Here is a 14,313-nt window from a genome sequence, read left to right as displayed (position 1 = left end):
GCGCGGTTTACGCGCCGTTGCGCTCGAAGCGGGCAAGCAGACTTTCGACGCGCAGCAATTCGCCGAGCGACCAGGCCTGGAACGGCGTGCCGGCGGCCGCGTGCGGCGCGTCGCCATCGGCGATCTCAGAGAGGTGGTCGAGGCCAGCGCGATCGAGCTGCGCGTACAGCGGGGCGAGAAAGCGCGCCCTCGCCTGCGCGAGATTCTCAGCGCTAGCGCCATTGACCCGCAGCCACGCTTCGACGAACGGGCCGACCAGCCACACCCACACGGCGCCCTGATGATAGGCGCCGTCGCGTTCGAGCGGCACGCCGCCGTAGTGGCCGCGATAGGCCGGATCGGATGGCGCGAGCGAGCGCAGGCCGAGCGGCGTCAGCAATTGCGTCTCGACCTGGCCCACCACCGCGCGCGCCGCCGCGCCTTCGAGCAGTGCGAACGGCAGGCCGCCGATCGCGAAGATCTGGTTCGGCCGGATCGAGCGGTCTACCGTGCCCGGCTGATCATCGACGTCGACGTTATCGAACAGCGCCTGCGTGACAGGATCGACGAAGCGCCGACGAAACGCGACAGTCGCGCGCTCCGCAGCCTGCCGCCACTGCGGGTTCCATGCCGACGCGATCCGCAGCGCGTTGATCCACAGCGCCTGAACTTCGACCGGTTTGCCGATGCGCGGTGTGACGACCCAGTCGCCGACTTTCGCGTCCATCCACGTCAGTTGCACGCCGGGGATGCCGGCGCGCAGCAGGCCGTCGTCGGCGCAGGCGCCGATATTGAAGCGCGTGCCGTTGGTATAGCCGGTCAGGATCGTTTCGGCGGCTTGCTGCAGATGCGCGCGGGTTGGCGCGCTCGCATGCGGCGTCGCCAGATAGTCGTGAACGGCGACGATGAACCACAGCGACGCATCGACCGAGTTGTATTCGGGCGCGTCGCCGTAGTCGGGGAAGCGATTCGGCAGCATGCCATCGGACAGCGTGCCCGACCATTCGAGCAGGATCGCTTCGGCGTCGTCGAGACGGTTCGATGCGATCAGCAGGCCGCGCATCGCGATGAAGGTGTCGCGGCCCCAGTCGGTGAACCACGGGAAGCCCGCGAGGATCGTGCGGCCTTCGTTGCGCGTGACGACGTAGGCGTCGGCCGAGCGTTGCAGGCGCGAGCCGAGCGCGGCGCGGCGTTGTTGCTCGGCGTGGGCGAGGTAGGTGGCGCGAGCGGCGGTTCGAGTTTTGTCGCTCGTGCTCGCGGTTGCTGCCGTGCTCGACGCGTTCGACGCGCTCAGAATCATCACCGCTTCGCCATCGGCGAGATCGAAGCTGAACACGCCGGGCGTCGCCAGGTCTTCGCTGCAATTAAGGCCGCGCTCCTGTTCGCGCACGTAGCAGAAGTTGCGATACCAGTCGGGCGCATGCGCGTAGGCGCCGTTCGTCGCCGCCCGCACGAGCGGCAGTCCGCCATACGGTTGCCAGCTCGCGCACGATTGATCGGCGCTGACCTGCGCGCCGAAGTTGAAAGCCGAATTCTCGTGATGCAGCGCATGATAGTCGCGGCCCGACAGCAACGGTCTGACCTTCAGCACTGGCGCATCGAGCTCGCCGCCTTCGAGCCGCCAGCGCAACACGGTTTCGCACGTCGGCTTGCTGACGAATACGTCGGCGATCACCGCCGCATGGGCATCGAGTTGAACGCGCCATGTCGGCCACGGCGCGGTATCGAAACTGGCAACGCGTCCGCGCAGATCGGGATAGATCAAGTCAGGCCCATAGCGTTGCATGCTCAACGGGAAGCGCTGACCGCCGACCTCGACCCACGCCTCGATGCCGTTGACGAACACCATGCGCCCGCCCGGCGCGCGCGTCGCGGCGAGCAACAGCGCGTGGTAGCGACGCGTGCGCAGCATGCCGACCGTGCCCGAAGCAAAGCCGCCGAAGCCGTCGGCTTCGAGCCATTCGTCTTCGAGTTCGGAGATGTCGATAGGTGATTCGATGCGAGTCATTGAATCGTGCTCATGCGCGAACATAAAGCAGCAAACATAGCGCAGATGGCATCGCCATGAACATTGACCTTCCCGATACTTCCAGCTTTCTTTCGATCAACTGACGATTTATCGAAAATTATGCCGCGCGCAAACGTTTCACAATTATTTCTTGAAAGGAATGGAGACTGCACCCGCTTTCATCGAACCGGATGCAGACATGAGAAAAACCACGTGCATCGCGAGCGCCGCATTGCTGGTGTTCGCCACGATAGCGTTGAACGGTTGCGGCGCGGACGACTCCCCTTCCGCGAGCAACGCAACGACCACGGCCGCTGCTCCGAACGACGCGGCACAAGCAGCCGCGACGGGGGCAGCGGCCACGCCGAATGCCTCCGCGTCATTCGCTGACAACGCAGCGAGTGGCGCTGCCGGCACCGCGGACCCGGTCATGCAAAACATCCAGGCCAATCTCGCGGCCGACAGCCAACAGGTTGCACCGGTCATGCGCTATGCGCCCGGCGACAGCGCGAACCACTAGCCCGCAACTGATCAGCCACAGCAACGCGTAACCGACCACGAACCACCCCAACGGCGCGTTCACCCGCGCTACTCTTCCCCTACGCAGAAGGTGATATTCGATGACATCAACTAGCCGTCGCCGTTTCCTGCAGACCGTGGCTTCATCCGCGGGCGCCGCCGCCGCGATGACCGCATTGCCCGAGTCGATCCGCAACGCGCTCGCCGTGCCCGCGTTTTCGCGCACGGGCACGATTCGCGATGTCGAGCACATCGTCGTGTTCATGCAGGAGAACCGCTCGTTCGACCACTACTTCGGCCATCTGCGCGGTGTGCGCGGCTACAACGACCGCTTCCCGATTCCGCTGCCGAGCGGCCTGCCGGTGTGGAACCAGCCGTCGAAGGAAGACCCGACCAAGCCGGTGCTGCCGTTCCATCTGAACACCGCGACGACGAGCGCGCAATGCGTCGGCGATCTCGATCACACGTGGTACAAGACCCATTATGCGATCGACGGCGGCCGCTACGACCAGTGGCCCGCCAACAAGACCGACATGACGATGGGCTACCACCTGCGTAGCGACATCCCTTTCCACTACGCGCTCGCCGACGCATTCACGATCTGCGATGCGTACTTCTGCTCGCTGCCGGGACCGACGCACCCGAACCGCGCCTATCTGATGACCGGCATGGTCGACCCGACCGGCACGATGGGCGGCCCGCTGCTCGACAACAACGACTGGGTCGACGGCGATGGTCCGCCGAACTATCAGCTGCTGTCGTGGACCACGTATCCGGAGCGCCTGCAGGCCGCGGGAATCTCGTGGCAGATCTATCAGCAGGGCACGTCGGGCGTCGATCCGCTGAACGGCAACTACGGCACCAACGTCCTGCAGAACTTCACGAACTTCATCAACGCGCAGCCGGGTTCGCCGCTCTACGAGCGCGCGCAAACCGTGCGCACGATCGACGACCTGAAAGCCGACGTCCTCGCGAACCGGCTGCCGCAGGTGTCGTGGCTGTGCCCGCCGGCTGCGTACTCGGAGCATCCGAGCTACACGCCCGCGTACGGCGCGGAATACACGTCGCAGATTCTCGATGCGCTGACGTCGAACCCCGAGGTGTGGAGCAAGACCGTGCTCTTCATCATGTATGACGAGAACGACGGCTTCTTCGATCACCTCGTGCCGCCGCAACCGCCGACGACGTCCGCGCAGGGCAAGTCGACGGTGACGACCGATGGCGAGATCCACAACGTCGTCAATCCGCAGCGCGGCGGCAGCTACACCGCCGACGGCTATCCGTATGGCCTCGGCCCGCGCGTGCCGATGACGATCGTGTCGCCGTGGACCAAGGGCGGCTTCGTGTGCTCGCAGGTGTTCGATCACACCTCGGTGATCCGATTCATCGAGTCCCGCTTCGGCGTGCATGAGCCGAACATCACGGCGTGGCGTCGCGCGGTGTGCGGCGACCTGACCACCGCGTTCGACTTCCGCACGCCGGATTCGAAGATGCCGCCGCTGCCGGATACCAGCAACTACATGAGCATGGCCGACAACCAGTGCAAGACACAACCGAAGCCGACCGTGCCGACGACGCCGACTTCTGTCGATGCACAGGAAGCGGGCATCCGTTTCGCGCGCGCATTGCCGTACGAACTGCATGTGAACGGCGCGGCGAACGCGGGCAATAACACGTTCGAAATTACGATCGGCAACACCGGCGACCAGGGTGCGCACTTCTACGTGTACGCGACGAACCGCACCGACGGTCCGTGGCGCTACACGGTCGAAGCGGGCAAGTCGCTCAGCGATACGTTCGACCTGAGTACGACCAACGGCGTCTACGCGTTCGACGTGTTCGGCCCGAACGGCTTCGTGCGCAAGTTCGCGGGCAACACCCAGGCGAGCACGCAAAACACGCAGAATGGGCATGGCAACGGTCGTGACAACGACCAGCCGGCGCAGCCTGAAGTGACCGCTCAATACGACGTCGCCAATGGCAACGTGTTCCTGAAGGCCACCAACAGCGGCGGTGGCATTGCGCATCTGACGGTGATCGACAACGCGTACGGCGCGCGAGCGCGCACGGTGCTCGTGCCGACTCATGCGCGTATCGACGAAGGCTGGGTGCTTGCGTCGAGCCATCACTGGTACGACCTGACGGTGACGAGCAGCGACGATGCAAGCTTCTCGCGCCGCTTTGCCGGTCACGTCGAGAACGGCCGGCCGAGTATCAGCGATCCGGCGGCGGTTGCGCCGGTGCTGACGGCGAGCTGAGCCTGGCGCTTGCGGTTGGTGTCGTGACTGCGGTGTGATTCGGCATCCTGTTCCGGCTACGTGTCGGACAGGATGCCGATGTTTTTTGGGCTCGTATCGAAGCGCGCTGCTTAAAGACCGACGTCCGGCAGTGTCGGACGCGTGGCGAGCGCCTTTGCGACGATGCCTTTGACTTCGGCGAGCGTGTCGTCTTGCAGCGCGAGGCGCGGCGGACGCGTGACGGCGCTGCCGCGGCCGAGCAGTTCCTCGCACAGCTTGATGCATTGAACCAGGTCGGGGCGCGCGTCGAGGTGCAACAGCGGCATGAACCAGCGGTACAGCGACAGCGCCTCATCGAAGCGCTTCTGCGTCGCGAGACGGAACAGCGTCTCGCCTTCCTTCGGGAACGCGTTCGACATGCCCGACACCCAGCCTTGCGCACCGACCGCGATGCTTTCGACCACCACGTCGTCGAGGCCGGCGAACAGCACGAAGCGGTCGCCCACTGCGTTGCGCAGATCGATGAAGCGCCGCGTGTCGCCCGAGGAATCCTTGAAGCAGACGATGTTCTCGCAGTCCTGCAGTGCGATCAGCACGTCCGGCGTCACGTCGTTCTTGTAGATCGGCGGGTTGTTGTAGATCATCACCGGCAGGTCGGTGCTGGTTGCGACCGAGCGGAAATGCGCGGCGGTTTCGTGCGGCTTGGCGGAATAGACGAGCGCCGGCATCACCATCACGCCGTCGACGCCGACACGCGCCGCTTCACGCACCGTCTGCCGCGCGAACTCGGTCGTGAACTCGGCGACGCCCGCGACGACCGGCACCTTGCCGCCGGCCGCGTCGCGCGCGGCCTCGATCACCTGCAGCTTTTCCGACGTGCTCAGCGAGGTGTTTTCGCCGACCGTGCCGCAGACCACCAGACCCGACACGCCGTCCCTGACGAGATTGCTGACCACGCGGTGCGTCGCGTCGATGTCGAGCGAAAAATCCGGCTTGAACTGGGTGCTGACGGCGGGGAACACCCCGCTCCATTGGATAGCCTTGCTCATTTTGTCCGTCTCCTTCTAAAAGCCGGCCGCGCCGACACACGTTGAATATGACAACGAGTATCGGCCTTTACCCCGACGCGGGCTTGGACTTTTTCGTAGCTGAAAGAGATTAAATCCGCACAATCGGCGGGGCGCCGAATCGCCGGTTGTTCGGTGCCAGCTACTTCGCGGCAAGGCGGCTGCGGCGCACGTGAGCGCCGTCGCACGACGCTTCGAAGTGACCCCTGAATGCCGAGTCCGGCATAGCGGTAACGCGATCAGGCGCCCAGCAATACGCCCGTTCGGATCGGCCGCGTGCCGGTCACGCGGCCGAGCGGCGCGCCGGCGGTCACGAAACGGATCGCGCGCCGCATATACAGCACCCCTTCGGTCTGGCTTGCGATCGTGGTCGTCTCGTCGGTCAGCGGATCGACGATATCGAACAGCGGCTGGCCGACCCGGATCGTGTCGCCGATCTTCGCGCGGTGCACCAGAATCCCGCTCACCGGCGCATGGAACTGCTCGCTGCCCGCGAGCGGCGTCGCCGGCGCCAGCAGCGGCGGCAACGGCCTGGCCTCGCCCCGGATCGCGCCGCGCCACACCAGATAGTCGACGAGCGCGTCGGCATCCTGCTGCGCGACTTCGTACGACACGTCGCGCTGGCCGCGACATTCGACCGTCACCGCGATCGAGCCGGTCGGCACCGGCTTGCTCGCCGGCATCTGCTGCTGCAAGGTCCACCACAGCAGGCTGTGGGTTTCGTCGAACGCGCCGCCGCCCGAATCCGTCGCGAGCAACGAGGCCTCGGCGCCGAGGTAGCGCGACAACGGCTCGAACTCGGCCCACGCGGCCTCGCTCGTGTACACATGCATCGCCGCTTCGAGCGAGCAATGCAGATCGATCACGACGTCCGCGTCACACGACAGCTTCAGGAGCGCCAGTTGCAGCGACTCGAATTCGGTCAGCGGCTGTTGTTGCGCGAGTTCGGCCGCGAGCAGCTCGCGCACGATGCGGCGGTTCTCGTTCGCATCGGCGCCGAGGGCCTCTTTCGCATTCGCGACGAGTTTCGCGAACTGCACAAAATGCCGGTTGAAGTTCTTGCCGCTGCCGAGATCGAAGCGGCCGATGAACTGACCGAGCACGTATTGACCGAGACCGACCGGATTCGCCACCGGCACGAGCACGATTTGCGCGTTCAGCGCGCCGGCTTCCTCGAACTCCCCCAGACGCCGCTTCAGCAGCACCCCGGTCAGCATAGCGGGCGTTTCGTCGGCGTGCAGCGACGCCTGGATATAGATCTTCTGCCCGCTATCGGCCGGGCCGAAATGAAACGACATCAGTTCGCGGTGGGTGCCGATTGCTGGTGACAGAAGTGGAATCGATTGCCTGTTCATGAATGGGAAGTCGAGCGGATGAGGACAGCGTCATCGTAAGTCGCCGCTGCGCTTTAAAGAAGTCCCGTTCGGCCTATCATGATCACATTTACGTGGCATTAGTGATTGCCTGGTTACGCGCGTTCACGGCGGTCGCCGAGCGTGGCAGCATCCGCATATCCGCGCCGCATCAGGGCGCCGCTTTTAGCGCTGTTTTCCAGTCTTCACGTGAAAGACCCTCAACAGGAGTGTTCCAAATGATGAATCGAGACAATCCCGTCTGGCTGATCACAGGCTGTTCCACCGGCTTCGGCCGCGAGCTCGCGAAGCTCGTGCTCGAACGCGGCTGGCGCGCGGTCGTCACCGCGCGCGATGCATCGAAAGTGAAGGACATCGCAGAGGGGCACGGCGAGCGCGCGCTGGTGCTGCCGCTCGACGTGACCAATCGCGCGCAGATAGAAACCGTGGTCGCGCAGGCGAAGCGCCATTTCGGCCGCATCGACGCGCTCGTCAACAACGCGGGCTACGGTTATCTGGCCGCGATCGAGGAAGGCGAGGACAGCGAAGTCCGCGCGATGTTCGAGACCAACGTGTTCGGCCTCGTCGACATCACGAAGGCCGTGCTGCCGATCATGCGTGAGCAGCGCAGCGGTTTGATCGTCAACGTGTCGTCGATCGGCGGGATTGCGAGTTTCGCCGCGACCGGCTACTACCATGCGACGAAGTACGCTGTCGAAGGGCTGTCGGAATCGCTCGCGCTCGAGGTGAAACCGCTCGGCATCGGCGTGCTGATCGTCGAGCCGGGGCCGTTCCGCACCAACTGGGCGGGTCCGTCGATCAAGCAGTCGGCAACGTTGATCGACGACTATGCGTCGACCGCCGGCGAGCGCCGCAAGCAGACCGAGGCGCGCAGCGGCAAGCAGGCCGGCGACCCGGTGCGCGCGGCGCAAGCAATCGTCGATGCGGCGTTGTCGGATTCGCCGCCGCTGCGTCTGCTGCTCGGCAAGACTGCGCTCGATCTCGCGTACAGGAAGGTCGATTTGCTGCGCGGCGATTTCGACACCTGGCGAGCGAAGACCGAGGGCGCGGATTATCCGGAAGGAACGGCGTAGAGCGGCTTATCGGCCAGTCTCGGCCCGCCGCTTAAAACTCCACCAGCGCAAAATCTTCCTTGCCCACATCGCACAGCGGGCAGCGCCAGTCGGCCGGTACATCGGCCCAGCGCGTGCCCGGCGCGATGCCTTCTTTCGGCAAGCCGGCGGCTTCGTCGTAGACCCAGCCGCATATCACGCAGACCCATTGCTTGAAGTCGTCGGCCGCGGCGATGTTCGCAGCCGTCGGCGCAACGAGCGTATCGGTCGCGGCGGCATCCGCCGCGTGCGGGCGCCCCGTCGCATCGAGGCTCACGACGAGCGGTGCGACCGTGCCGCTACCGGTTCCCGCGAGCCGCGCCTGCAGTCTGTCGAGCAGGCGCTGCGCTTCGTCGTGGGTCAGATCGATCCAGTACGGATCGCCGGCGCCATCGTTGAGCCGCTCGGGGGAAAACTGGATTTCTACGGCTACGCCCTTCTTGTACATGGCAATCAAAAATCTCGAGAAAGCCGGCGACGCGCCGGCATATGGCCCCTGCGCAACGCGGGCGCTGCTTCAGCGCGCCTGGACCAGCAGATTCAGCGCGATCGAGGCGATCAGGCCAGCGGCGCCGATGAGGCCAAGCAGTTGCAGCAGAGTGAGGGATTTACGGGAGTTGGTGGGGATTTGTTGCGTGGTCACAAGCGTGTCTTGAAGTTCGGAAAAAGCGCAATGGTACACGGGTGCGGACGCGACGAATGTCGATTGGCGCAAACTCGCGCGCAATTAAAGTACCGGGCGCTATTATCGCCGCTCGCGCGCCGCGCATTGTCTACCGTGGGGAGATGGATTGATTCCCGACGAGCGGGAAAGGCGCGGCGGGATGGGGTGCACGGCGCCGGCAAACACACCCGCGCACACCGGCGCCGCGCGCGCTCAGGTCTTGGCGAGCGGGTCGCCGTGACGCGAATCCCAGAAGCGGATCACCGCCGTATTGCCGGTGCCCGCGCCGACCACCGGGTCGGGCGCGCCGCACTCGCGCAGCAGCGCGCGCAGATCGTTGATGACCGGAAACACCTCGTGATTCCAGTCGGCTCCCTGCGAATCGTGGGCGCGCTGCTCCGCTTCGACGATCTCACGATCCTCTTTGAAAATGCGTTCGGTGAACCACACCAGCAGTGGCCATGCGAGGTTCATCACGCCCGGAATGCCGGGCTTGCGGATCGACAGCAGGCCGAACGTTCGGTTGGTGCGCTGCTCGCGATCGAGCGGCACATAAATGATCCACAGGTCCATCACCAGCGTCTGCTCGTCGTTGCGGATCTGCAGGGTCTGATATGGGTATTCGGTGCGGATCGTCATCACGTCTTTGTGGTTGAAGCCACCGGTCTTGCGCCTCTCGCCGAACACCATCGCCTCGCCGAACGGCTGCTGGCCCTCCACGCGCGCAAACGTGTAGTCGACCTCGACCCAGCCTTCGCCGCGCCGCCGGCCGACGGAGCGCGCACGCATACTCCCCATCTGGCGCCGATGCAGGAACTGGTGATTCATGTCCATCAGGTTCTCGTGCATGAACGAATAATGACACTTGACCGGACGACCGAAGCGACGCGTCTTGTACTTCGGGTCCGACACCGAGCGAAAGCCCGGCAGCGGCCGCTCGGCCGCGAGCGCGGCGTCGCCCGGAAACACGAAGATCAGTCCCTCGACTTCTTGACACGGATACGAGCGCACGCCGTTCGGTAGACGCTCGCGACCGAGGTACGGCACATCGATGCACTTGCCCGAGCAGTCGTAGGTCCAGCCGTGATAGCCGCAGCGAATCGATTCGCCGTCGACCACGCCCTGGTGCAGCGGCACCTGCCGATGCGCGCAGCGATCTTCCAGCGCGAACACTTTGCCGCTCTCGGTGCGCGCGAGCACGATCGGATCGCCGGCGAAGGTCACGCCGAGCGTCTTGCCGCGCTTCACTTCATGCGACCACGCGAGCGGGTACCAGTAATCCGGATGAATGGCGACGCGGCGCAGATCGCGCACCGGCGCGTCGTGAGTGGCTTGAGCAGGCGCGGCAGCGAGCGTTGCGCCGGCGATTTCCTGGTCCTGTTCTAGCGGGGGAACTGCATGCATAGGTCAAGCCTCCGTGCACCAGCGGATGGAAGGTTGCCGCGCTGCATCGCAGTGCGGCATCTTCACCAGTCTACTTGATGCAGCCGCCGCATGGCACTTTCGCCGACATGCGCGATGCGTCGCAGCGCACGTTGCGCAGCAGCGCGCATCAGGATGAACGAGCTACCTTTACCACACCCACCCTACAGAAACATTGACCTGCTCTTCGAGTTGCTCAATCCTCGTCGACCGCGACGAGCCCGGAGCGCCGTTGCACGCCCCACGCGCGGCCGCCGCGCAGGAAGTGCAGCCAGCCGAGCGCGGCGCCCAGATGACGTGCGAGCTGGAACGAGAACGGCTCGACAACGGCCGCGAGCATCGCCATGCCGAGGCTGTTGCCACTGCGCTCGCCGGTCCAGCGCCGGTACAGATGGATGCTCCACAGGTAGAACGCGACATCGATCGCCGTTTTCAGGCCGATCACGCTGAAGATCGACACGACGATCGCACCGTGTCCGCCAAACAGAAAGCCGAGCAGCAATGCGAATGCGGTGAGGCCGTAGATCGGCTGCATCGTGTCGACCGCCTTGACCGGCAGCATCAGCATGCCGAGCGTGCCGTAGCGCCGATTGCCGGTCATGTCGCGGTTCCAGTACTGCGTCTGCAGGAAGCCCGCGAACCAGCGGCGGCGCTGGCGCAGAAAGCTCGCGAGGGTGTCGGGCGCATCGGTGCGCGCATGCGCTTGGCCGACCACGCGCACGTCCCAGCCGAGTTCGTGATCGACCGAATAGCGACGCAGCCGGTGAATCAGCTCGTAGTCCTCGACGAGACACTGCGGATCGAAGCCGCCGACAGCGACGAGCGCATCGCGCCGGAACGACGCGAACGCGCCCGAAATCAGCAGCAGGCTGTCCGCGCGCATCCACGCGAAACGCGCGATGAAGTTGCGCATGTACTCGTAGGTCTGGAACCACTGAAACACGCGGCCCGACACCGACTTGCCGCAGACCGGCACGAGAATGCCCGCCGCCGCGACGAGCTTCGGCTGGCTCGCGAACGCGGCGCGCATCGCGTAGGTGGCATCGTCGTCGAGCAGCGTGTCGGCGTCGACGGTCATGACGGTGTCGGTCGTCATCACGGTGATCGCGGCGTTCAGCGCGCGCGCCTTGCCTCCGTGCGGCACGCGCAGCCAGAACAGGTTCGGATGCAGCGAACTCGGCGCGCTCAGCACGCCTTCGGCGGCGGGCGTGAGGCCGAAGCGTTGCGTGAGCAGGTCGGCGGTGGCGTCGGCGGAGCCGTCGTCGGCGATCACGATCTGCGCCGGGCCGTGCGTTTGCCTCAGCAGCGCGGCGAGCGTGACCGGCAACACGGCCGCCTCGTTATGCGACGCGACGATGACACCCATGCGCGGCAGCTCGCGCTGTTCGTAGTCGGCTTCGAGAGGCGGCGCGCGGCGCGTGAGCGGCAACGATTTCCACGTGACGAATGCGAGCAGCAACGTGTCATAGACGACATACGCGATACCGGTCGACCACGCGAGCGCGCCACGCAGAAAAAACGCGCGCGCGAACAGCAGCGCCCATAGCATGACGACGCTGGCATGGATCAGCGTGCTCGATAGCGTCGCGCGACGCGGCAGGATGCGCGGCGAAGCGACAGCGAGCGCCTGTTCGAGGGTTTTCTTCAAGGCAAGTGTTTTCAGGTTGGCGGGGCTGCGTCTGGTTGATGAAGCCGACTTCACGGCGTCATGCGCTTCAACACCGATTTGCGATCGAGCCACTCATGCTTGAGCGCGCCGCCGATATGCATCGCCAGCAACGCATAGAGCGCATAGCCGAGCCACGTATGCAGCGCACCGAAGCGATCGTGCAACGACTCTTTCAGTGTCGGATTGAGGTGCATCACATAGCCGATGCGCGGCCATTGGAATAGACCGAACCACTGCATCGGATGCGTGGCCGCGTCTTTCCACGCGGAATCGTGCAGCCAGCCGGATAGCGGCAACGCAATCATCAGCAGATACAGCGCGAAGTGCGCGAGACGCGCGGCGGTCTTTTCCCACGACGGAAATTCGCGCGGCAACGGCGGCGGCTCGTGCGACAGGCGCCACAGGATGCGCAGCAGCACGAGCCCGAGCACCGTGATGCCGATCGATTTGTGCGTGTCGATCACCGGACGCACCCAGTCGTCGGGCAACGAATCGGCGGACAGGCCCAACGCGACATTGACGATCATCAGCAACGCGATCAGCCAGTGCAGCGTCATCGCGGTGCGCGTGTAGCGCGGCGGGCGCATTGCATCGGTCGAATCGGTCAGGGAGTCCGCTCGGGTGTTCATGGGTGTTCCGTTCGCGAAGGCGATGAATGCTGCGAAAGCTGTTTGAAAATCGGCGCTGCCGGTATCGGATTAACGCCCAAGTGTGCCGTTTTATTCCGCAAAGCGCTTAACGTGCGTGTTTCTGTTTGTTTCGGGCTTCAGCAGACGCAGGGCCGCAGCGACGTAGGCTTGCCCGCTAGCCCAGTCGCAAACTTCGCAATACATCGAGCACATACCGAGTCGGGCGCTCCACCGTGCCCGCGCGACAGGCCAGGCCCAGCTGCCGCCATAGCGCGGGACGCAGCGGACGTGTGACGATGCGTGCGTCGGCCGATGCGCGGCTCGCTTCCTGCGGCAGCAGCGCGGCGCCGTATCCCGCGGCCACGAGGCTCCTGATCGCATCCGAGTAGTTGAGCTGGATGCGCGGCGTGGGGTGCTGCCCCGCCGCGCTGAACCATTCCGTCGTCAAACGCGAAAGCCGCGTGCTAGCGTCGTTCAGGATCAGCGGATGCGCGGCGATCCATTGCGGCGTGATGCGAGCCGGACACGTCCATTCAGCCGGCATCAACGCGACGACAGGATCGCGGCGCCATTTTTCGATCGATAGCCCGCGTATCGGCGCTTGCGGCAGCGCCACGATACCCACGTCGAGCGACTCCTCCGCGAGTCGCGTCAGCGTTTCCTGCGAAGTCAGCACCGCGATTTGCACATCGATGCCGGGATGCTCCCCGGCCAGTCTTTCCAACGCCTGCGGCAACAGATTCGCGATGGCGGCGGTGGAAGCGCCGAGCCGAACGCGTCCACCGAGCCCTTCGAGCTGTCGCCGCACGTCTTCCAACGCCTGCTCGGCATCGGCCAGCAACTGACGCGCATACGCCACCAGCGTCTCGCCGATCGGCGAGGCCCGCACCTGAGCGCGTTTGCGCGACAGAAGAGGCGCACCGACGCGGCTCTCGAGATCCGCGATGTGCAGACTGACCGTGGGGGGTGCGAGATGCAGAACGCGAGCCGCCTCGGCGAAAGAGCCGAGGTCGGCGACTACAACGAGCGTGCGCAGGCGGTCGAGACTGATTTCTCTCATCGGAATGGCATGGTCAGAAAATCTGAATCAGGCGGTCAGTAAACTCAACTTTTCCAATCCTACGCGCAGATGGAAGATGGTGGCGCTGGTTTTTTCAACGCGGACTATCGGGGGCCATCGGCATGAACTCATCTTCAACAACGAGTGGCGAGTCGCAGGAGGCTTCGCATCGGCTAGACGCAATGTCGGACGACGCAAAGTCGTTACTGCTCGGGCTCGTGTTGACAGGCGTCGTGCTGGCCTTCGCCGTGATGGCGATGATCTGGGCAACATCTCGCTCCCCGCTCAAAGGCAAGGACTGCTCCGGCCGCATCGCAAACGACGAACATGCGAGCTTCGTCGCGTTTTTCCAGGATCCGGCAGACCAGGGTGCGTTGCTGCGGTCGATCCAGGACTGCGCGAAATGAGTGTGTGGTTGCGGCGGCTTAGCGCGCTCGCCGGCCGCGCCTCGCCGGCCGCGCCATTCCACACCCGCGCCAGGGACACTCCCACTTCCTGCCATACCACGGGCACAATACCCGGCGATAATGCCCGGTCATCCGCGTCTTTTGGTTCGATATTCGAACGCTCCAACGCCCGCGCCGCCCGTATTCCC

13 protein-coding genes are annotated in these 14,313 nt (G+C 64.8%); 4 read left to right on the top strand and 9 right to left on the bottom strand.

From position 1 onward, the window contains the following. Nucleotides 1-7: 7 nt before the first annotated feature. Nucleotides 8-1,987 (bottom strand): amylo-alpha-1,6-glucosidase, encoded by a 1,980-nt coding sequence (locus OKW43_RS06430; RefSeq protein WP_429445952.1) that lies wholly within the window; start codon nucleotides 1,985-1,987, stop codon nucleotides 8-10. Between the two features lie 199 nt (nucleotides 1,988-2,186). On the opposite strand from OKW43_RS06430, the gene OKW43_RS06425 reads away from it, so the two are divergent. Both OKW43_RS06425 and OKW43_RS06420 read left to right on the top strand, forming a co-directional pair. Continuing rightward, nucleotides 2,187-2,507, top strand: coding sequence for a hypothetical protein (locus OKW43_RS06425; protein WP_429445950.1), 321 nt, complete (start codon nucleotides 2,187-2,189; stop codon nucleotides 2,505-2,507). A 100-nt stretch (nucleotides 2,508-2,607) separates the two neighbouring features. Continuing rightward, nucleotides 2,608-4,764: a phosphocholine-specific phospholipase C gene (locus OKW43_RS06420; RefSeq protein ID WP_429445948.1), complete on the top strand. Its 2,157-nt coding sequence runs from the start codon at nucleotides 2,608-2,610 to the stop codon at nucleotides 4,762-4,764. A 110-nt stretch (nucleotides 4,765-4,874) separates the two neighbouring features. Here OKW43_RS06420 and OKW43_RS06415 read toward each other — a convergent pair whose 3' ends face one another. Together OKW43_RS06415 and OKW43_RS06410 are read right to left on the bottom strand one after the other, a co-directional pair. After that, nucleotides 4,875-5,792 (bottom strand): dihydrodipicolinate synthase family protein, encoded by a 918-nt coding sequence (locus OKW43_RS06415; RefSeq protein WP_429445946.1) that lies wholly within the window; start codon nucleotides 5,790-5,792, stop codon nucleotides 4,875-4,877. A 257-nt stretch (nucleotides 5,793-6,049) separates the two neighbouring features. Next, nucleotides 6,050-7,165, bottom strand: a complete 1,116-nt coding sequence (locus tag OKW43_RS06410; protein ID WP_429445944.1) for a succinylglutamate desuccinylase/aspartoacylase family protein — start codon at nucleotides 7,163-7,165, stop codon at nucleotides 6,050-6,052. Nucleotides 7,166-7,401: 236 nt separating this feature from the next. Between OKW43_RS06410 and OKW43_RS06405 the strand changes: the two genes are divergently transcribed. Further along, nucleotides 7,402-8,256, top strand: a complete 855-nt coding sequence (locus OKW43_RS06405; protein ID WP_429445942.1) for an oxidoreductase — start codon at nucleotides 7,402-7,404, stop codon at nucleotides 8,254-8,256. A 31-nt stretch (nucleotides 8,257-8,287) separates the two neighbouring features. Here OKW43_RS06405 and OKW43_RS06400 read toward each other — a convergent pair whose 3' ends face one another. The 6 genes from OKW43_RS06400 to OKW43_RS06375 all read right to left on the bottom strand — a co-directional run bounded on the left by OKW43_RS06400 (nucleotide 8,288) and on the right by OKW43_RS06375 (nucleotide 13,718). After that, entirely contained in the window at nucleotides 8,288-8,722 is a 435-nt protein-coding gene (locus OKW43_RS06400; RefSeq protein WP_429445940.1) for a rubredoxin, read from the bottom strand. Between the two features lie 69 nt (nucleotides 8,723-8,791). Further along, nucleotides 8,792-8,917: a hypothetical protein gene (locus OKW43_RS06395; protein WP_281393982.1), complete on the bottom strand. Its 126-nt coding sequence runs from the start codon at nucleotides 8,915-8,917 to the stop codon at nucleotides 8,792-8,794. 234 nt (nucleotides 8,918-9,151) lie between these two features. Continuing rightward, a complete protein-coding gene (locus tag OKW43_RS06390; RefSeq protein ID WP_429445938.1) occupies nucleotides 9,152-10,342 on the bottom strand; it encodes a Rieske 2Fe-2S domain-containing protein in 1,191 nt (396 codons plus the stop codon). Between the two features lie 214 nt (nucleotides 10,343-10,556). Continuing rightward, nucleotides 10,557-12,008 (bottom strand): glycosyltransferase family 2 protein, encoded by a 1,452-nt coding sequence (locus OKW43_RS06385; RefSeq protein ID WP_187635364.1) that lies wholly within the window; start codon nucleotides 12,006-12,008, stop codon nucleotides 10,557-10,559. Nucleotides 12,009-12,058: 50 nt separating this feature from the next. Next, nucleotides 12,059-12,658: a cytochrome b gene (locus OKW43_RS06380; protein ID WP_429445936.1), complete on the bottom strand. Its 600-nt coding sequence runs from the start codon at nucleotides 12,656-12,658 to the stop codon at nucleotides 12,059-12,061. A gap of 175 nt (nucleotides 12,659-12,833) precedes the next feature. Further along, the gene (locus OKW43_RS06375; protein ID WP_429445934.1) at nucleotides 12,834-13,718 is read right to left on the bottom strand and encodes a LysR family transcriptional regulator; all 885 of its coding nucleotides are present in this window, start codon (nucleotides 13,716-13,718) and stop codon (nucleotides 12,834-12,836) included. Nucleotides 13,719-13,900: 182 nt separating this feature from the next. Between OKW43_RS06375 and OKW43_RS06370 the strand changes: the two genes are divergently transcribed. Then, on the top strand, nucleotides 13,901-14,125 hold the full coding sequence (locus OKW43_RS06370) for a hypothetical protein (RefSeq protein ID WP_429445932.1): 225 nt from the start codon (nucleotides 13,901-13,903) through the stop codon (nucleotides 14,123-14,125). Nucleotides 14,126-14,313: the final 188 nt, after the last annotated feature.

It is taken from the genome of Paraburkholderia sp. WC7.3g (assembly GCF_050436345.1).
Classification (GTDB): domain Bacteria; phylum Pseudomonadota; class Gammaproteobacteria; order Burkholderiales; family Burkholderiaceae; genus Paraburkholderia; species Paraburkholderia podalyriae.
This window is presented reverse-complemented; position numbering and strand designations above follow the sequence as displayed.